The organism is Stutzerimonas sp. C6.4V, assembly GCF_058536345.1.
Window position 1 is genome coordinate 326800 of the sequence record NZ_JBZUBM010000002.1, and the last position, 18723, is coordinate 345522.

Genomic DNA, 18723 nt, shown 5'->3' on the forward strand with positions numbered 1-18723 from the left:
CCAGGCCGCTGCATCAGCGCAACAGCAACAAGGGCGTGGTGGTCGTGCGGATCATGCTGGTGGTGGTGCTGCCGACGAGAAACTGGCGAATTCGTGAATGACCGTAAGCGCCCATCACCAGCAGGTCGATGCCATGCTCGGCCTGATAGGCGTGCAGGCTGGGCTCCACTTCGCCGGGACGAATGGACAGGTACACCTCGAAGCCTGCCGCCGACAGCGCATCGCGTGCTGCCTCCAGCAGGGCATGGTTGTCTCCGGTATCGGCACCGACCATCACCAGATGGATCGGAATGCCCCTGAACAGTGGACTGGAAGCGAGCATCTCGACGCCCTTGCGAGTCGTATCGCTGCCGTCGAAGGCCAGCATGACGCTGCGCGGTGTGCTGAAGCTGGCAGGCGTGACGAGGATCGGGCGATGCAGGGTGCGGATGGCACTCTCCAGCTGACTGCCGATCAGTTGCCGGTCGCTACCGCTGTCTTCGCCCTGCTTCCCTATCACCACCAGGCGGGTATCGCGCTCCAGCTCATGAAGGCTTTCCAGCAGATCGCCGTGACGCTGGCGGATCTCCGGCTGTGCTACGCCGGCCTGGACAACCCGCTGCCTGGCGGCATCGAGCATCATGCGGCCCTCTTCCAGCGCCAGCTTGCTGCGCTTGGCGTCCAGTGCGGCCAGCTCCTCGAGCAGATATTCGCGGCTGCCCAGGCCAATGATGCCGCTGAGATTGCCCGTGGCCGGGTACTGCTGCTGGTCGAGAACGTGCAGCAGCGTCAGCGGCGCATCGAGTCTGAGGCTGGCCCAGGCAGCGCAGTCGCATACCGCCGCAGCCTGTGGCGAACCGTCGATACATGCCAGAACCTGATTCATCATCGCTCTCCTCTCAATGGCCCATGAGTTCGTCGGTGGCGTCGGGTTTGTCGTGCACGCCGAAGCGGTCAACGATGGTCGCGCTGGCTTCATTCAGACCCAGCACCTCGACCTCAGTGCCTTCTCGGCGGAACTTGAGCACCACCTTGTCCAGTGCCGACACGGCGGTGATGTCCCAGAAATGCGCCTGGCTGAGGTCGACCGTGACCTTGCCGACCGCTTCCTTGAAGTCGAACGCGCTGGTGAATTTGTCCGACGAGCTGAAGAACACCTGACCCACCACGCGGTAGGTACGCTGGTTGCCGTCGGCGGACAGCTCGTTGCCGATGTGCAGGTAGTGCCCGACCTTGTTGGCGAAGAACAGCGCGGCCAGCAGCACACCCGCCAATACGCCAAACGCCAGGTTGTGGGTGAACACCACCACGACCACGGTCACCACCATGACGATGTTGGTGGAGAGCGGATAACGCCTGAGGTTGCGCAGCGAATCCCAGCTGAAGGTGCCGATGGACACCATGATCATCACCGCCACCAGGGCGGCCATGGGAATCTGGCCGACCCAGTCGCTGAGGAATACCACCATCAGCAGCAGCACGACCCCGGCAATCAGGGTCGACAGGCGGGTACGGCCGCCGGATTTCACGTTGATCACCGACTGGCCGATCATCGCGCAGCCGGCCATGCCGCCGAACATCCCGGAGACGATGTTGGCGACGCCCTGGCCCTTGCACTCACGGTTCTTGTCGCTGCCGGTGTCGGTCAGGTCATCGACGATGGTGGCCGTCATCAACGACTCCAGCAGGCCGACCACGGCCAGCGCAGCGGAATACGGGAATATGATCGCCAGGGTTTCGAAGGTCAGCGGCACTTCTGGCCAGAGGAAGACCGGCAGGGTGTCGGGCAGGTCGCCCATGTCGGCGACGGTGCGGATATCCAGCCCCAGGTAGATGGCCACTGCGGTGAGCGACAGGATGCACACCAGCGGAGAGGGGATCACCTTGCCGATCTTCGGCACATAGGGAAACAGGTAGATGATGCCGAGGCCCGCCGCGGTCATGGCGTAGACGTGCCAGGTGACGCCGGTCAGTTCCGGCAGCTGCGCCATGAAGATCAGGATCGCCAGTGCATTGACGAAGCCGGTCACTACCGAGCGCGAGACGAAGCGCATCAGCGAGCCAAGGCGCAGATAGCCGGCACCGATCTGAAAGACGCCGCACAGCAGTGTCGCCGCCAGCAGGTATTGCAAACCGTGCTCGCGCACCAGCGTCACCATCAGCAACGCCATGGCACCGGTGGCTGCGGAAATCATCCCCGGCCGGCCGCCGACAAAGGCGATCACCACAGCGATGCAGAACGAGGCATACAGGCCAACACGCGGGTCGACCCCGGCAATGATCGAGAAGGCGATTGCTTCGGGGATCAGGGCAAGGGCAACGACGAGCCCGGCGAGGACATCGCCACGAATGTTGCAAAACCAGTTTTGTTTGATCGAATGGAGCATGGTGATTTCCTGAGCAAAGGCATCACCGGCAAGCCAGCAAGGCACGCGGTTGATACAAGGCTAGTTCCGATTGAGGTAGCGGCGCGAAGTTCGCGAACAAAGCATGGCGCGCCGGAAGCGGCCGCACCTGATGGCGGCCGGGTGGCTTTGGCGTGCGGGTCGCGCTATGGCGGACTAGTGAACCAGGTCACTGCAATATTCACTCGGCAGACGCTTCAGTGGGCGAAGCGGTGTAAACAGGCCGCGAATGATAGCCCAGCCACCCGGCGCTTGCGACCTGCCACGCCAGGCAGGCGCTGGTCGGCACGAGCCGGAAAGGCCCTCGGCTGATCTGCGGGGCCGGGTGCTAGCGCCAGAAATCGTCCAGATTGGCGAAGCCCCACTGCGCCGGATCTTCCCGTCCAACGATGCGATCACTCACGCCGCGGCGTGACAGGTCCAGATCCTGCTGCGGGATCGGCACCTTGGTCTTGGCCGAAAAGAACACCCGCACGAGGGGCTCGGTGAGTTTCTCCGGATGCTGGTCGATCACCACGCCAAGCCGCCCCGACTCCAGGCGCACCAGCGAACCGAGCGGGTAGATGCCGACGGAGCGCACAAAGGCGTGGAAGACCTGCATATCGAAATGGCCCTTCCACTGCGCCATACGCGCCAGCGATTCGGCCGGATTCCAGGCCTTCTTGTAGGGGCGATTGGAGGTGATGGCGTCATAGACATCGCACACCGCACCCATTCGCGAGAAGAGGCTGATGGCCTCGCCCTGGAGCCGATCGGGGTAACCGGTGCCATCGAACTTCTCGTGATGATGCAGGCAGACATCCAGCGCCGACGCGGGAATCGACCCGGCCGCCGTCAGCAGGGCATGCCCACGCTCGGGGTGGCTGCGCATGATGGCGAACTCCGAATCGGTCAATCCGCCAGCCTTGTTCAGGACCTCCAGCGGCATGGCCATCTTGCCGACATCATGCAGCAATCCCGCCAACCCGGCCTCGCGAACGGTGTCTTCGTCCAGCTTGAGCTGGCGGCCCAGCGACACCATCAGCGCGCAGACTGCCACCGAGTGCATATAGGTGTATTCGTCCTTGTGCTTGAGCCGCGCCAGGCCGATCAGCGCGGAGCTGTTGCGTGACAGGGAATCGCTGATATCGGCGACGAGCGGCAGGCACCCCTCGACGTTGATGGCGTTACCCAGCCGGGCTTCGTTGAACAGCTCGGTAATGGCTTTCTTCGATCGGGTCAGTAGCCGCGCTGCGCGTTGTAGCTCGTCACGCCCGCTGCAGCGCGCCGGGGTGGCTGCGGTCGTCGGTCCGGGCTGCGGCACGGGCTCGTCCGATGGGGCAGCGACGGGGCTGCCCGCGACGTCGACGCCTTTGCTGACATCGATCCAGACACCGCTCAGCCCGCTCTCGCGCAGGCGTACGAGGTCATCGGCGTCTTCTATGACGAATTTGCTCTTCCAGAACGGATGCGAAAGCCAATTGCCTTCGAATCCATTGATGTACATTCCAGAGCGAACCGCATCAGCGGAGATTTTCTTCAGCATGCACGCCTCGTGACGATCTAACGCAAGGGGTCCGTGACACGCCAGCAGAGCCCCAGTTGTGACACCTGCTTTCCATGCAGCTCAAGCCATCCGATGCAAGCAACGACGGCATCATCGTGCCACTACCGACCATGCCTGTGCATTAGCCAATAGCGCTACGAGACCTTGTCTTCCGACGTACGGCCTGCATTACCATTCGAGTCCCCCATCGCGAGCTGATCATGCCTGCCCTGCCCAGCCGTTACCGCGTCACCCTGATCATCACGCTGATCCTCGTCGGCCTGCTGCTGAGCATCTATTGGGCCGGGCGCATCGCCGAACGTCGTGCCTGGGCCGAACGCAGCCAGGAAGCCGCGGGCCAGCTCGAACTCTACGCCCAGGCAATCCACACCCAGGTACAGCGCTTCCGCTCGGTGCCGGCGCTGCTGGCGCTGGACAGCGATATCCAGGCGCTGCTGAGCAACCCCTCCAGCCAGCCGTTGCGTGACCGGCTCAATCAGCGGCTGGAAGAGCAGAACCAGGCGGCCGGCTCCTCAGTGCTGTACCTGCTCGACCGCCATGGCGAAACCCTGGCAGCCAGCAACTGGCGCGACTGGAGCAGCTTTGTCGGCAATAACTACGCCTTCCGTCCCTATTTCATCGACGCGGTGAAAAACGACACGGGTCGCTACTTTGCCGTCGGCGTGACCACCGGCATTCCCGGTTATTTCCTTTCCAGCTCGGTAAAGAACGAACGTGGAGAGGTCATCGGCGTGCTGGTGGTCAAACTTGAGCTCGAAGAGATGCAGCGCGAGTGGGTCGGCCAATCCGGCATCCTGCTCATCTCCGACTCGCTGGACATCGTGATCCTGACCAACCGCCCGGCGTGGCGCTTCCGTTATCTGCGCCCGTTGAGCGATGAGGTTCGTGATCGTCTGGTCGCAGTCCGCCGCTATGCCGAGCAGAACCTGCAGCCTCTGCCCAGCCGCGCCTTGCAGCAGGTTGCCGCGAACGGCGAGCGACGCCTGGTCGACGGGCCCGATGGCCGTCGCGACTACCTCTGGCAGCGCCTGGAGCTACCGGAGGAAGACTGGACCCTGCACCTGCTGCAGGAACCACAGCGGGTCGCCGCCAACGTGCGCAGCTATCGGCTGGCGGCGGGCGGCGCCTGGATGACGCTGGCGTTCCTGCTCTTGTACCTGGCCCAGCGGCGCAAGACCCGACGTGTCGAGCAGCGCAGCCGCAACGAGCTGGAGCGCCTGGTTGAAGAGCGCACCCGCGAGCTGAACACCGCCCAGGACGAGCTGGTGCACGCGGCGCGCATGGCCGCCCTGGGGCAGATGTCCGCCGCCCTCGCCCACGAGATCAACCAGCCGCTGACGGCCCTGCGCATGCAGCTGGCCAGCCAGCGCCTGTTGCTGGACAGCGGCCGCACCGAGGCCGTACGCGACGGCATCGGCCAGGTCGAAGGCCTGCTCGAACGCATGGCCGCGCTGACCAGCCATCTGAAAACCTTCGCCCGCAAAAGCCCCGCCGGGCTGCGCCAGCGATTGAGCCTGGCCGAGGTGCTGGAACAGGCACTGCAACTGCTCGGTCCGCGTATTCGCAGCGAAGGCGTCGAGGTAATCCGTCAGGTGCCGGCTCAGGCCTGGGTCAGCGGCGATGCCATCCGTCTGGAACAGGTGCTGATCAACCTCCTGACCAATGCGCTGGATGCCATGACAGGTGCCGAACTCCGGCAGCTGCGTATCGACTGCCAGCTGACGGACGGCGGCTGGACACTGAGCGTTGCCGACAGCGGTGGTGGCATCGCCGAGGAACATCTGGACCAGGTGTTCGAGCCGTTCTTCACCACCAAGCCGGTCGGCCGCGGGCTCGGGCTGGGTCTGGCGGTGTCCTACGGAATCGTCCGCGATCTGGGCGGCAGTCTCCAGGTGCACAACGATGCACTGGGCGCCGTGTTCGAGCTGCATCTGCCTGCGGCCGAAGCGCTCGCTGGCGAGTAGACTGACAACTCGCAAGAGAGGTGAGACATGAGCGGTCAGGTGATTTTCATCGATGACGAAGCAGCGATCCGCCAGGCGGTGCAGCAATGGCTCGAACTGTCCGGCTTCAGCGTACGGACCTGCGCACGCGCCCACGAAGCGCTGGCGATCGTCGACCGCGGCTTTCCCGGCGTGTTGATCAGCGACGTGCGGATGCCGGACCTCGACGGCCTCGGCCTGCTGGAGAAGCTGGTGGCGCTGGACCCGGAGCTGCCGGTGATCATGGTCACCGGCCATGGTGATGTGGCCATGGCGGTGCAGGCGCTGCGCCAGGGTGCCTACGACTTCATCGAGAAACCCTTCACCCCCGAACGCCTGCTCGACAGCGTTCGACGTGCCCAGGACAAGCGCCGGCTGGTCTGCGAGAACCGCCAGCTGCGCGAGCAGTTCACCCGCAAGGGGCGCATCGAGTCGATGCTGCTGGGCGTTTCGCGCGCCATGGAAAACCTGCGCCGTCAGGTGCTGGAGCTGGCCGGCACGGACGTCAACGTACTGATCCGCGGTGACACCGGCAGCGGCAAGGAACAGGTGGCGCGCTGCCTGCACGACTTCAGCCCGCGTGCGACCAAGGCCTTCGTCGCGCTGAATTGCGCAGCCATTCCGGAAACCATCTTCGAAAGCGAGCTGTTCGGCCACGAGAGCGGCGCCTTCACCGGCGCCCAGGGCAAACGCATCGGCCGTATCGAGCACGCCGACGGCGGCACGCTGTTTCTGGACGAGATCGAAAGCATGCCACTGGCCCAGCAGGTCAAGCTGCTGCGCGTGCTGCAGGAGAAAACCCTGGAGCGACTGGGCTCGAACCGCAGCATCGAGGTCGACCTGCGGGTGATCAGCGCGGCCAAGCCGGACCTGCTCGAAGAGGTACGCGGCGGGCGCTTCCGCGAGGACCTGCTGTACCGCCTGAATGTCGCCGAACTGCACATCCCGCCCCTGCGCGACCGTCGCGAAGACATTCCCCTGCTGTTCGATCACTTCGCCAGCCAGGCCGCCCAGCGCCACGGTCGCGATCCGGTCCCCGCCAGCCCGGCCGAACTGGCGCAGCTGCTCAGCCACGACTGGCCCGGCAATGTCCGTGAACTGATCAACGCCGCCGAACGCCACGCCCTGGGCCTGACGCCGCCCCCGGCCGCCACGGCTCCCACTGCGCTCACCGGCACGTCCCTGGCCGACCAGATGGAAGCCTTCGAAGCCCAGTGCCTGCACAATGCCCTGCAACAGCACAAAGGCAACATCAGCGAGGTCATGGCGCAACTGCAGCTCCCGCGCCGCACCCTCAACGAAAAGATGCAACGCCACGGGCTCAGCCGCAGCGATTATCTGCCTGCGGGCAGCAGCGACTGATCTCGACGCGACGTCTGGGTAGGCGCACGTCTGTTCGCCAGTTCGTTTCCTTTCGCCCGGCTACGACAGCATGAGTCTGGGCAGATGGAGTTTGACCAATCCGCGCAAGGAGCTGCGCAGGCAACCGTCGGTCGCGCCTTATGCACGATGCCCTTGACCTCCGTGCGTGTTCTGCGGTCTCCTGAAACCGGTTTCAAAGCAAAACAACAACTCTAATAAGTAGGTTTCAATCCGTGAATTCCTTCTCCGCCGCCCAGCGCAGCCGCGTGACCATGCTTGATGTCGCCGAGCGCGCCGGGGTGTCCAAGGCCAGCGTCTCGCGCTTCATCGGCGAAGACCGCGCCCTGCTCTCCGATGCCATCGCGCGGCGCATCGAGCAGGCGATCGCCGAGCTGGGCTACCGCCCGAACCAGATGGCCCGTGGCCTCAAGCGCGGCCGCACACGCCTGATCGGCATGCTGGTGGCCGACATCCGCAACCCCTATTCGATCGCCGTGATGCATGGCGTGGAAACCGCCTGCCGGCGCCACGGCTACAGCCTGGTGGTATGCAACACCGACCGCGACGACGAGCAGGAACGCCAGCATCTGGCGCTGCTGCGCGCCTACAACATCGAAGGCCTGATCGTGAACACCCTCGGCCACCACCGCGACGAGCTGCTGGAGCTGCGCCGGGAAATGCCCATGGTGCTGGTGGACCGCAAGGTCGACCGACTCGAAAGCGACCTGGTGGGGCTGGACAATCCGGCTGCCGTCGGGATGGCCCTTGATCACCTCCTGGCTCGGGGCTACCGCGATCTATTGCTGGTAACCGAACCATTCGACGGCACCAGCTCACGGATCGAGCGGGTCGAGAGCTTCAGGGCGGGGATAGAGCTACGCCCTGCACTAACCGGCACCGTGGCAGAGACCTGCGACATGCTGGCTATGCGTATCGGAGAGTTCCTGGGCCGGCCGGATCATGGCCCCAAAGCGCTGTTCTGCGCCAATGGCATTGCCGCGCTGGCTGCCACTCGGGTCTTGCGCGAGTTGGGCTGTCACCTCTTCGACGATATCGGCCTGATCGCCCTTGACGATCTGGACTGGTACCCCTTGGTAGGAAGCGGCATCAGCGCCCTGGCGCAGCCCACGACCGAGATCGGCGCCAGCGCATTCGAGTGTCTGCTCAAGCGTCTGCGCGGCGACAGCGGCCCCGTGCGGATCCTGAATTTCGCGGCGCAGTTGATCGAGCGCGGATCGACGCGCGGCAGTGCTCAGTAACGGGCGAAGGCCTCTCGCAACGGGTCCGTAAACGCGTTGCGGTTTTTTTTGCATAAGACTGAAACCGGTTTCAGAGGAGAACAACAATGAACAATCCACCTATCTCGATCAGCCTATCCAGCTACGGCGCCGACCTGGTGCGCGAGCGAGGCCAAGGCAGCTTTATTGAGCTACTGGCGGCCGCCGGCGCCTCGCGGATCGAGTGGCGCGAAGAGCTGCTCACCACCGAATGCGCGGCCGATCTTTCCGCCGACGCCCGGATCAATGGGTTGCAAAGTATCTTTTCGTCTCCATTGGAGCTGTGGCTCGACGGCCAATCCGGGCCCAATCCCGCCCTGCTACCTGCACTGCGACGCGCCGAAACCTTTGGTTCGACATGGCTGAAGGTCTCCCTGGGCCATTTCACAGAGACCCATGACCTGCGAGCCCTGGCCGAAGCGCTGACCGAGAGCCCGGTCCAACTGCTGGTAGAGAACGATCAGACCGTACAGGGCGGACGGATTGGGCCTCTGCAGCGCTTCTTTCGGGCTGTCGAGCAGCATGGATTACCCATCGGCATGACATTCGACATCGGCAATTGGCACTGGCAGGAGCAGTCGGCATCCGCCGCGGCGCGGCAGCTCGGGCGGCACGTGGCGTACGTGCATTGCAAGGCGGTGACTCGGCGCGCTGACGGCAAGCTTGTCGCCGTGCCGCCGGCCATGGCGGATCTGCCACTGTGGGAGCAGTTGCTCGAGCAGATGCCGGCCGGCGTGATGCGCGCGGCCGAATACCCGCTGCAAGGCGATGACCTGCTGCAACTGACCTCTGAACACGTCGCCCTCCTGTCCCGCCTCGGGCAGCCGCACCAGGAGCCTGCCCATGTATGAGTTCGATGTGTTGTCGTTCGGCGAAACCATGGCGATGCTGGTAGCTGAGCAGAGCGGCGACCTCGCCAGCGTCGAGCGGTTTCACAAGCGCATTGCCGGTGCCGACAGCAACGTTGCCATCGGCTTGTCGCGGCTGGGCTTCAAGGTGGCCTGGTTGAGCCGGGTCGGCGCCGATTCCCTTGGTCGCTTTGTGGTACAGACGCTGGAAAACGAAGGCCTGGATTGTCGCCACGTGGCGGTCGACGCGGCCCACCCCACCGGGTTTCAGTTCAAGTCCCGCAGCGACGATGGCAGCGACCCGCAAGTCGAATATTTCCGCCGCGGCTCTGCGGCCAGCCATCTGTCGACCGAATCCATCGCTCCTGCGCTGCTTGGTGCTCGTCACCTGCATGCCACCGGCATCGTGCCAGCCCTATCGGTCACTGCCCGGGAGATGTCCTTTGAACTGATGACCCGCATGCGCGATGCCGGCCGCAGCCTGTCGTTCGACCCCAATCTCCGACCAGGCCTGTGGAACAGCGAATCCACAATGATCCGCGAAATCAATCGCCTCGCCGCGCTTGCCCACTGGGTCTTGCCGGGGCTCTGTGAAGGCCGGTTGTTGACCGGCTTCGACGACCCGGCCGACATCGCCGCGTTCTATCTGGATCAGGGAGTCGAGGCGGTGGTGATCAAGCTCGGCGCAAGCGGTGCTTACTACCGTACGCAGCTGGACCAGGGCTTCGCCCCCGGTGTTCCCAATGTGCAGGTGGTGGATACCGTGGGCGCCGGTGATGGTTTTGCCGTCGGCCTGATCAGTGCGCTGCTGGAAAACCTCAGCCTTCACGATGCGGTGCAGCGCGCCAACTGGATCGGCAGCCGCGCGGTACAGAACCGTGGGGACATGGAGGGTTTGCCGACCCGGCGTGAATTATCAGCCGAAGTCAGAGACCTCGATAGCGGGCAGACCAGTCCTCCCGATGGGCTCAAGTCGAAGAATCCGCGCTCGATCAAGGCCTGACACGACGCACTAATGCTCTCGCTGCAACAAAAACAACAAGCTCAGGAGTCAAGACATGCAAACGCGAAACCTTGCCACCCGCCGCTGGTGGTACATCATGCCCATCGTATTCATCACCTACAGCCTGGCCTATCTGGACCGGGCCAACTACGGGTTCGCCGCCGCCTCGGGTATGGCCGAGGACCTGATGATCACCCCAGGAATGTCGTCACTGCTTGGTGCGCTGTTCTTTCTCGGCTACTTCTTTTTCCAGGTACCGGGCGCGATCTACGCGCAGAAACGCAGCGTGAAGAAGCTGATCTTCGTCAGCCTGATCCTCTGGGGCTCGTTGGCGACCCTGACGGGCATGGTTTCCAACGCCTACTGGCTGATCGTGATCCGCTTCATGCTAGGGGTGGTCGAAGCCGCGGTGATGCCAGCCATGCTGGTGTATCTGTGTCATTGGTTCACCCGCGCCGAACGCTCGCGCGCCAACACCTTTTTGATTCTCGGTAATCCGGTGACCATGCTTTGGATGTCGGTGGTGTCGGGTTATCTGGTGGAGCAGTTCGACTGGCGCTGGATGTTCATCATCGAAGGGCTGCCCGCCGTGTTCTGGGCTTTCATCTGGTGGCGTCTGGCCGACGATCGCCCGGCCCAGGCCAAGTGGCTCAACGACCAGGAAAAACAAGACCTGGAAAGCGCATTGGCTGCCGAGCAGGTCGGCATCAAGGCGGTGAAGAACTATGCCGAGGCGTTCCGCTCGCCGAAGGTGATCATCCTGGCGTTGCAGTTCTTCTGCTGGAGCATCGGCGTGTATGGCTTCGTGCTGTGGCTGCCCTCGATCCTCAAGGCCGGTCAGGAGATGGACATGGTCGAGGCCGGCTGGCTGTCAGCGCTGCCCTATCTGGCGGCGGTGATCGCTATGCTGCTGGTGTCCTGGGCGTCGGACAAGGTGCAAAAACGCAAACGCTTCGTCTGGCCGCCGCTGCTGATCGCTTCCATCGCGTTCTATGCTTCATACCTGCTGGGCGCCGAGCATTTCTGGTGGTCTTACAGCCTGCTGGTAATCGCTGGCGCCTGCATGTACGCACCGTACGGACCGTTTTTCGCCATCGTGCCGGAAATCCTCCCGGCGAACGTTGCCGGTGGCGCCATGGCGCTGATCAACAGCATGGGCGCGCTGGGTTCGTTTGGCGGCTCGTACTTGGTGGGCTACCTCAATGGTTCCACCGGCTCGCCCGGCATGTCTTTCCTGTTGATGAGTGGTGCGCTACTCCTGTCGGTGTTGCTGACCCTGGCGCTCAAGCCCGGCGCCAGCGACCGGACCCGACCTGCAACCGCGAAGCCCTATCCGGCCACTGCGCGCCCCTGAATCGAGACCCACTCATGAAAAAGCACATTGTGTTGTACAAGGCCCTGTCCGCTCCACTGATGGCTCGTCTGCAAGCGCAGGCCGAGGTCACGCTCATCGAACGCCTCGATGCGCAGGGCCTGGCGCAACTGCGTGATGCCCTGCCAACCGCCCATGGTCTATTGGGCGCAAGCCTTAGACTGGATGCTGCGTTGCTGGATTTGGCGCCGAAGCTGCAAGCCATTGCCAGCGTTTCGGTTGGAGTCGACAACTACGACATCGAGTACCTGACCAGCCGCCAGATCTTGCTCAGCAACACACCGGACGTCCTGACCGAAACCACCGCTGACACCGGGTTTGCGCTGATCCTTGCGACAGCCCGGCGGGTGGTGGAGCTGGCGAACATGGTCCGCACCGGTCAGTGGCAACAAAGCATTGGCCCTGCCCATTTCGGTACGGACGTCCACGGCAAGACGCTGGGCATCATCGGCATGGGCCGCATCGGTGAAGCCCTGGCACAGCGCGGGCACTTCGGCTTTGGCATGCCGGTGATCTACCACAGCCATTCACCCAAACCGTTGGTCGAGCAGCGTTTCGCTGCACGTTACTGCAGCCTCGAAATGCTTTTGCAGCAGGCAGATTTCATCTGCCTGACGCTGCCGCTGACGACCGACACCAACGGACTCATCGGTACTCAGGCGTTCACCCAGATGCGCCCCGAGAGCATCTTCATCAACATCTCCCGGGGCAAGGTGGTGGATGAAGCGGCGCTGATCGAAGCCCTGCGCCACAGCCGGATTCGTGGGGCAGGGTTGGACGTGTTCGAGCATGAACCCCTGAGCGCGGATTCACCGTTGTTGCAGATGGATAACGTGGTGGCGACACCGCATATGGGCTCCGCCACCCATGAGACGCGCGAGGCGATGGCGCGCTGCGCGGTGGACAACATGCTCACCGCCTTGGCGGGTGAGCGGCCAGTGAACCTGGTGAACCCGGAGGCCTGGCAAGGCTGAGTCATGTGCCACGGAGAATGTTCCCGTCAACCCGTCCCGCCCATTTCATCCAGCCGCCGTTGCATAAACCTCCGCTCCGGCTCCAGCTGCGCCAGGGATATAGCGAGCTGATACGCAGCCCTTGCCTCGTCCACCCGTCCGAGGCGGCGGCAGAAATCGGCGTGGGCGGCGTGCAGCAGGTGGTATTCAGGCAGCTCGCCGCGCGCCAGCAGCCCATCCGTGACCGCCAATCCGGCGGCGGGCCCATCGCGCATGGCCAAGGCAACGGCGCGGTTGAGCTCGACCACCGGCGACGGGGTGGCATGCAGCAGCAGGTCATAGAGGCGCACGATCTGCGCCCAGTCGGTCTGTTCGGCGCTGGGGGCTTGCGCGTGAACGGCTACGATGGCGGCCTGCAGCGTGTAGGCGCCGAATCGCCTCGATCCGAGCGCGCGCTGCACCAGGGCGATGCCTTCGGCGATTTCAGCCCTGTCCCAGCGGCTGCGATCCTGCTCGTCCAGCCGCACCAGATCGCCGGCCGCATCGAGGCGCGCAGCCCGCCGGCTGTCGTGCAGCAGCATCAGCGCAAGCAGTCCCGCCACCTCCGGGTCCGGCAGCAATTCGAGCAGCAGCCTGCCCAGGCGAATCGCTTCGGCGCTGAGGTCGGCGCGGGTCAGTTCGGGGCCGCTCGAGGCCGAATAGCCTTCATTGAAGACCAGGTAGATCACCCGCAGGACGCTGTCCAGCCGCGCCGGCAGCTCGTCGCGTGACGGTACGTGGTAGGGCAACTTCGCCTCGCGAATCTTCGCCTTGGCGCGGACGATGCGCTGCGCCACGGTCGCCGGCGCGGCCAGGAAGGCCCGTGCGATCTGCTCGGTGGTCAGGTCGCAGACTTCGCGCAAGGTCAGTGCCACGCGGGCGTCCGGCTGCAGCGCCGGATGGCAGCAGGTGAAGATCAGCCGCAGACGGTCGTCTTCCATCTCGTCCACCTCCGCGGTGTCTGGCGAGCGCTCCAGTTGCTCGGCCAGCAACCGCAGCGAGGCATCGAAACGTGCACGACGGCGCAGCGCATCGATGGCCTTGAAGCGCCCGGCGGACACCAGCCAGGCGCGCGGATTGTCGGGCACGCCCTCCCGCGGCCACTGCTGCACAGCCGCGGCGAAGGCGTCGTGCAGCGCCTCTTCGGCCCGATCGAAATCGCCGAGCAGGCGAATCAGCGTCGCCAGGACACGACGCGACTCCTGTCGATAGATGGCTTCGATCCGCCCGGCCAGCGGGCTGGCGTAACCGGGCATGCTAACGCTGTGGCAACTGCCGCAACGGCCGCACTTCGATGCTGCCGAAGCTGGCCGGCGGAATCGTCGCGGCGATGGCCTCGGCTTCGGCCTGATCGGCCGCTTCGATCAGGTAAAAGCCGGCCAGTTGCTCGCGCGTTTCGGCGAAGGGCCCATCGACGACCGATGCGGTGCCCTCGCGCACCCTGACCGTGCGGGCGGTTCGCACCGATTGCAGCGGCTCGCCGGCGAGCATATGCCCACTGGCACGCAGGCGCTCGCCGCAGGCCAGGCAGCGCGCGACCAGTGCCTGCCACTGCTCGTCGGTCATCGCGTCCACAAGCTGCTCGTCGTAATAGATCAGGCACAGGTATTTCATGGCGGGGCTCCGTCTGCCGGTAACCCAGCAACGCTAGCAGCGACCGGCGCTCCCTGCCCCACCAAGCGACGAACGCTCAGCGCCCTACCCGGCCTGCTCCTGCAACGGCGGTGTCGAGTCGGACATGCAAACCTGTCCGGTCTCCATGTCGAAGGGCATGGAGAAATGTTCATGCACGACCCGCCATTGATCGCCTTGCCGGCGCCAGACCCGGCTGCCACGCATCCAGGCGGTCTGCATCTCGCCCTTTTCGTTGGGGCCGCCGCAATGCGAGAGCATGCGGCTGTACGCCAGGTCGCCGCCGACCTCGACATGCAACTCGTGGGTCTCGAAGAAGCCCTCGCCCTGACAGAACTCGAAACAGCGCTTCCAGTGCGCGTGGTAGTCCGGTACGCCGACGAATTGCAGCGCACCGACGGCGTCGAAGGCGACAACGTCCGGCGCGTACTGGGTCATGATCCGGTCCAGATCCTTGGCCTTGAGGGCAACTTCGAATTCGTCGTGCAGCTGACGGATGCGGGCTTCGTCCGGGTGGGTGGCGTTTGGCATGGCGGCTTCTCCTGTCATGTGGGTTTCGCATGAACTGGTCGTCCGGCGTTTCACAGGATCGACAACCGCATTTGATTATTTCTGGGTATGACGACAAACGGCACTAGCGCGACCGTTCAGCACATGTTGTTGCAACTTAGGTTGCGAATTATTCGCATTGAAATATGATAATGGCCTTCAGATAGCACACCGCTTCGTCGGTCTCTGCTCCCGATCCCACCCACTGCCTCACATGCCGGTCAGGTCTCCCATGCCCACTCTTCGCTTTGCACGCAAAACCGCTCTGCTGCCTGTTTGCCTTGCGGCCAGCTTCACTGGCACGCCGCTGATGGCGCAGCAACAAACCGAGCGCCAGCCCCAGGCGGCGACCACCGAGCCGGTGGAACTGCAATCGGTCGAGATCACCGCCAGCGCCGACGCCTCGGCCGAGGGCCTGACCGAACCCTACGCGGGCGAGCAAGTCGCGCGTGGCGGCCGGGTAGGCATCCTGGGTAATCGGGACTATATGGAGACGCCGTTTACCTCGACGTCCTATACCTCCAAGCTGATCCAGGATCAGCAGGCGCGTAGCGTGTCGGACATCGTGCAAAACGATCCTTCGGTACGCGTGGCGCGGGGTTACGGCAACATGCAGGAGCTGTACATGGTCCGGGGGTTCCGTCTGTTCTCGGACGACATCTCCTACAACGGCTTGTACGGCTTGTTACCGCGCCAATATGTAGCCGCTGAGTTCATCGAACGCGCCGAAGTCTTCCGCGGCGCCAGTGCTTTCCTCAATGGCGCAGCACCTGGCGGCTCAGGTGTGGGTGGCATGATCAACCTCGTGCCCAAACGCGCGCCCAACGAACCGTTGACCCGCCTGACATTGGGCGCCGAAAGCGGCGGTCAAGGTTCGGCAGCCGTCGATCTGGGGCGCCGCTTTGGGGAAGACGAGCGCTTTGGCGTGCGCCTCAATGCCGCCAAACATGACGGCGAAACTCCGGTCGACAACGAAAGCCGTACGTTGGACATGTTTGCCATAGGCTTGGACTACCAAGGCGACAACTACCGTTTGTCTGCGGATATCGGCCACCAATACCACTTCATTGATGCGCCACGTCCCAGTGCCTACATTGCCAGCGGCATACCACTTCCAAGCGCACCCGACGCCGAAGACAACTTCGCCCAACCTTGGACATTCTCGAAGGAAAAGCAAACGTTCGGCACCGTCAGGGGTGAATACGACTTTTCCGATTCAATCACCGGATGGGTCGCCGTTGGTGCACGTCGTGGCGAAGAAGAGAACCGACTGGCCAACCCGACATATGTTGGCGCGGATAGCACGACGGCGTACCGCTTCGACAATCGCCGCAAGGAAGACATTTCTACAGGCGAGCTTGGCTTGCGGGGCTACGCATTGACGGGGAGTGTGTCGCACCAATGGGTTATGTCTGCGGCGACATTCCGCGCTGAAGAGCGCAACGCTTTTGGGGGGTCGGATTATTCAAACCTTATCTCAGGCGGACTGGACAATCCGTTCGATGCCCCCATGCCGGATCTTTTGCCCGGAAACATCAGCAGCCCCTTTTCCGACCCTCGGGTAATCGGTCGCACCCGCACCCAGAGCTTGGCGATCGCCGATACGCTCGGCTTCATGGATGACCGTTTACTGGTCACACTGGGCGTCCGCCGTCAGGGCATCCATACCACCGACTACGACAGTTTCACCGGCGCTCGCAGTTCGGACTCGGACATCAAAACGTATGAAACCACGCCGGTAGCGGGCGTGCTCTATAAGTTGAGCGACGACGTTTCGGTTTACGCCAACCACATCGAGGGACTGGCAAGGGGGGATAGCGCTCCGTTCTTTGGCGTTTCGAACCCCGGTGTACGGCTGGAGCCCCACGTCGCCAAGCAGACCGAAGTCGGTGTGAAGTATGACGGCATGGGCATCGGCGGCAGCCTGGCAGCCTTCCGTACCGAGCGTGCCGTAGGCGCTGTATCCGACGGCGTCTTCCGCGAAGGCGGCGATCAACAGAACCAGGGTGTCGAGCTGTCGGTCTTTGGCGAGCCAGCGCTCGGCGTCCGCCTACTGGGCGGCGTCACGTTGATCGATACGAAGATGAAAGATACGGACAACGGCGCGTATAACGGCAATCACGCAATTGGAGTCCCCAAGACACAGGCCAATCTTGGCGGTGAATGGGACGTACCGGGTCTTGATGGGCTGACCCTGACCAGCCGCGTCGTTTACACCAGCAGCCAATACACCGATCTCGACAACAGTCGGGAAATTCCCTCCTGGACCCGTCTGGATGTTGGCGCTCGCTACGGCATGAAACTCCAGGAGCGCGACGTTACTTTGCGCGCTCGCCTGGACAACGTCACCGGACGCGACTATTGGGCATCCACTGGCGGCTACGCTAACGAGAACTACCTCGTCCTCGGCGCTCCGTGCACCCTCACGGTCAGCGCCACGGTCGACTTCTGATGCAGGCAGTCACGCTGCGTCGCTGGGGCTGGGTTCACAAGTGGTCCAGCCTCGTCTCTACGCTGTTCATCCTGATGCTGTGCCTGACCGGCCTGCCGCTGGTCTTCTCGCATGAGATCGATCACCTCACCGGCAACGAGATCGAGGCGCCGGCGATGCCCGAGGGCGCGCCACGCGCTCCGGTCGATCAGGTCGCGGCAAAGGCGGTCGAGGCCTATCCGGGGCTGGTCCCGCTGTATTTCTTCGCCGAGGAAGACGAGCCGGACGTCTGGTACGTCAAGCTCGACACCCGCGTCGACACCGACGAGAGCGAGTCGACCCTGATCCTGTCCGACGCCCGCACGGCCGAGGTGCTGGGCGCGCCGAACTTCGACGAAGGCTTCATGAGCGTCATGTACCGCCTGCACGTGGACCTCTACGCGGGGCTGGCGGGCAAGCTGTTTCTCGGTTTCATGGGCCTGCTGCTGATGGTGGCGATCGTCTCCGGCGTGGTGCTCTACGCCCCCTTCATGCGCAAGCTGCGCTTCGGCGAGGTGCGCCAGGAGCGCACGGCCCGTACCCGCTGGTTGGACCTGCACAACCTGCTCGGTATCGTCACCCTGGTGTGGGCGCTGGCGGTGGGCTTCACCGGCGTGATCAACACCTGGGCGGACCTGATCTTCCAGGCCTGGCAGGCCGAACAGGTCGCCGCGCTGCAGGCCGGCAAGACCCGTGTGCTGCTCGCGGACAATGCCAGTGATGCCCCGGCCGCGGACGGCTCGCTGCAGACCGCCGTCGACCGGGTGCTGGCCGCGGCACCCGACATGGCCGTTTCGATGATTGCCTACCCCGGCACCCTGCGCGCCACGCCGGAGCACGTCGCGGTAATCCTGCGCGGCGACACGCCGCTGACGTCGCGCCTGACCCAGGCGCTGCTGGTCGATCCGGCCAATGGCGAGGTCCTGGAAGCCGGCGCGCGGCCCTGGTACGTCACCGCGCTGCAACTGTCCGAACCGCTGCACTTCGGCGATTACGGCGGGCTGCCGCTGAAGATCCTCTGGGGGCTGTTGGACATTCTCACCATCGTGGTGCTCGGCAGCGGCCTGTACCTGTGGCTCAAGCGCGGCGCGACGGAGGGTCGGGCATGATGCGCATCTGGTTGTGGCCGGTGGTCATCGCCGTGGTATCGGCGATCGGGCTGATCGCCGGCCTGGTCTCCGAAGGCGCCGGCGACTGGCTAAGCTGGCTGGCCCTCGCCGTACCCGTGGTGATTTCGTTGCATGGCCTGCGCCGCTGCAAGCCGCAGGGCCCGCGCAGGCTGAGCGTGCGCGTCCGGGGCTGAGTG

16 protein-coding genes are annotated in these 18723 nt (G+C 64.0%); 10 read left to right on the top strand and 6 right to left on the bottom strand.

The genetic code is table 11. The features are described from left to right. Positions 1-13: 13 nt before the first annotated feature. The 3 genes from AC4LFW_RS17355 to AC4LFW_RS17365 form a co-directional block, all read right to left on the bottom strand. On the bottom strand, positions 14-865 hold the full coding sequence (locus tag AC4LFW_RS17355) for a universal stress protein (RefSeq protein ID WP_491820658.1): 852 nt from the start codon (positions 863-865) through the stop codon (positions 14-16). 13 nt (positions 866-878) lie between these two features. Next, positions 879-2366, bottom strand: a complete 1488-nt coding sequence (locus AC4LFW_RS17360; RefSeq protein WP_491820659.1) for a SulP family inorganic anion transporter — start codon at positions 2364-2366, stop codon at positions 879-881. A gap of 346 nt (positions 2367-2712) precedes the next feature. Beyond that, positions 2713-3909 (bottom strand): cyclic di-GMP phosphodiesterase, encoded by a 1197-nt coding sequence (locus tag AC4LFW_RS17365; protein ID WP_491820661.1) that lies wholly within the window; start codon positions 3907-3909, stop codon positions 2713-2715. 221 nt (positions 3910-4130) lie between these two features. Here AC4LFW_RS17365 and AC4LFW_RS17370 point away from each other — a divergent pair, with 221 nt between their 5' ends. The 7 genes from AC4LFW_RS17370 (at position 4131) to AC4LFW_RS17400 (ending at position 12748) form a co-directional block, all read left to right on the top strand. Continuing rightward, positions 4131-5894: a sensor histidine kinase gene (locus AC4LFW_RS17370; RefSeq protein WP_491820662.1), complete on the top strand. Its 1764-nt coding sequence runs from the start codon at positions 4131-4133 to the stop codon at positions 5892-5894. 27 nt (positions 5895-5921) lie between these two features. After that, entirely contained in the window at positions 5922-7274 is a 1353-nt protein-coding gene (locus AC4LFW_RS17375; protein ID WP_491820664.1) for a sigma-54-dependent transcriptional regulator, read from the top strand. Between the two features lie 233 nt (positions 7275-7507). After that, complete coding sequence (locus AC4LFW_RS17380) at positions 7508-8533, top strand: LacI family DNA-binding transcriptional regulator (RefSeq protein WP_491820666.1); 1026 nt, start codon at positions 7508-7510, stop codon at positions 8531-8533. Positions 8534-8619: 86 nt separating this feature from the next. Then, positions 8620-9402, top strand: a complete 783-nt coding sequence (locus AC4LFW_RS17385) for a sugar phosphate isomerase/epimerase family protein (RefSeq protein ID WP_491820668.1) — start codon at positions 8620-8622, stop codon at positions 9400-9402. Next, complete coding sequence (locus AC4LFW_RS17390; RefSeq protein WP_491820670.1) at positions 9395-10402, top strand: sugar kinase; 1008 nt, start codon at positions 9395-9397, stop codon at positions 10400-10402. The genes AC4LFW_RS17385 and AC4LFW_RS17390 overlap by 8 nt, the downstream gene beginning before the upstream one ends. A 55-nt stretch (positions 10403-10457) precedes the next feature. Then, positions 10458-11756 carry an MFS transporter gene (locus tag AC4LFW_RS17395; RefSeq protein ID WP_491820672.1) on the top strand — a complete coding sequence of 433 codons (1299 nt, stop codon included), beginning with the start codon at positions 10458-10460 and terminating at the stop codon, positions 11754-11756. 14 nt (positions 11757-11770) lie between these two features. Further along, entirely contained in the window at positions 11771-12748 is a 978-nt protein-coding gene (locus tag AC4LFW_RS17400) for an NAD(P)-dependent oxidoreductase (protein WP_491820674.1), read from the top strand. Between the two features lie 26 nt (positions 12749-12774). Here AC4LFW_RS17400 and AC4LFW_RS17405 read toward each other — a convergent pair whose 3' ends face one another. The 3 genes from AC4LFW_RS17405 to AC4LFW_RS17415 all read right to left on the bottom strand — a co-directional run bounded on the left by AC4LFW_RS17405 (position 12775) and on the right by AC4LFW_RS17415 (position 14929). Next, on the bottom strand, positions 12775-14001 hold the full coding sequence (locus tag AC4LFW_RS17405) for an RNA polymerase sigma factor (RefSeq protein WP_491822166.1): 1227 nt from the start codon (positions 13999-14001) through the stop codon (positions 12775-12777). A gap of 22 nt (positions 14002-14023) precedes the next feature. Beyond that, on the bottom strand, positions 14024-14380 hold the full coding sequence (locus tag AC4LFW_RS17410) for a YciI family protein (protein ID WP_491820676.1): 357 nt from the start codon (positions 14378-14380) through the stop codon (positions 14024-14026). A gap of 84 nt (positions 14381-14464) precedes the next feature. Next, a complete protein-coding gene (locus tag AC4LFW_RS17415; protein WP_491820678.1) occupies positions 14465-14929 on the bottom strand; it encodes a YybH family protein in 465 nt (154 codons plus the stop codon). 250 nt (positions 14930-15179) lie between these two features. Between AC4LFW_RS17415 and AC4LFW_RS17420 the strand changes: the two genes are divergently transcribed. Genes AC4LFW_RS17420 through AC4LFW_RS17430 form a run of 3 tightly spaced genes read left to right on the top strand, consistent with a single transcriptional unit; the run spans position 15180 to position 18720 of the window. After that, positions 15180-17399, top strand: coding sequence for a TonB-dependent receptor (locus tag AC4LFW_RS17420; RefSeq protein ID WP_491820680.1), 2220 nt, complete (start codon positions 15180-15182; stop codon positions 17397-17399). Next, positions 17399-18526 (top strand): PepSY-associated TM helix domain-containing protein, encoded by a 1128-nt coding sequence (locus AC4LFW_RS17425; RefSeq protein ID WP_491820682.1) that lies wholly within the window; start codon positions 17399-17401, stop codon positions 18524-18526. Before AC4LFW_RS17420 ends, AC4LFW_RS17425 begins: the two co-directional genes overlap by 1 nt. Next, a complete protein-coding gene (locus tag AC4LFW_RS17430; protein ID WP_491820684.1) occupies positions 18523-18720 on the top strand; it encodes a hypothetical protein in 198 nt (65 codons plus the stop codon). The genes AC4LFW_RS17425 and AC4LFW_RS17430 overlap by 4 nt, the downstream gene beginning before the upstream one ends. The last annotated feature ends 3 nt before the right edge of the window (positions 18721-18723 follow it).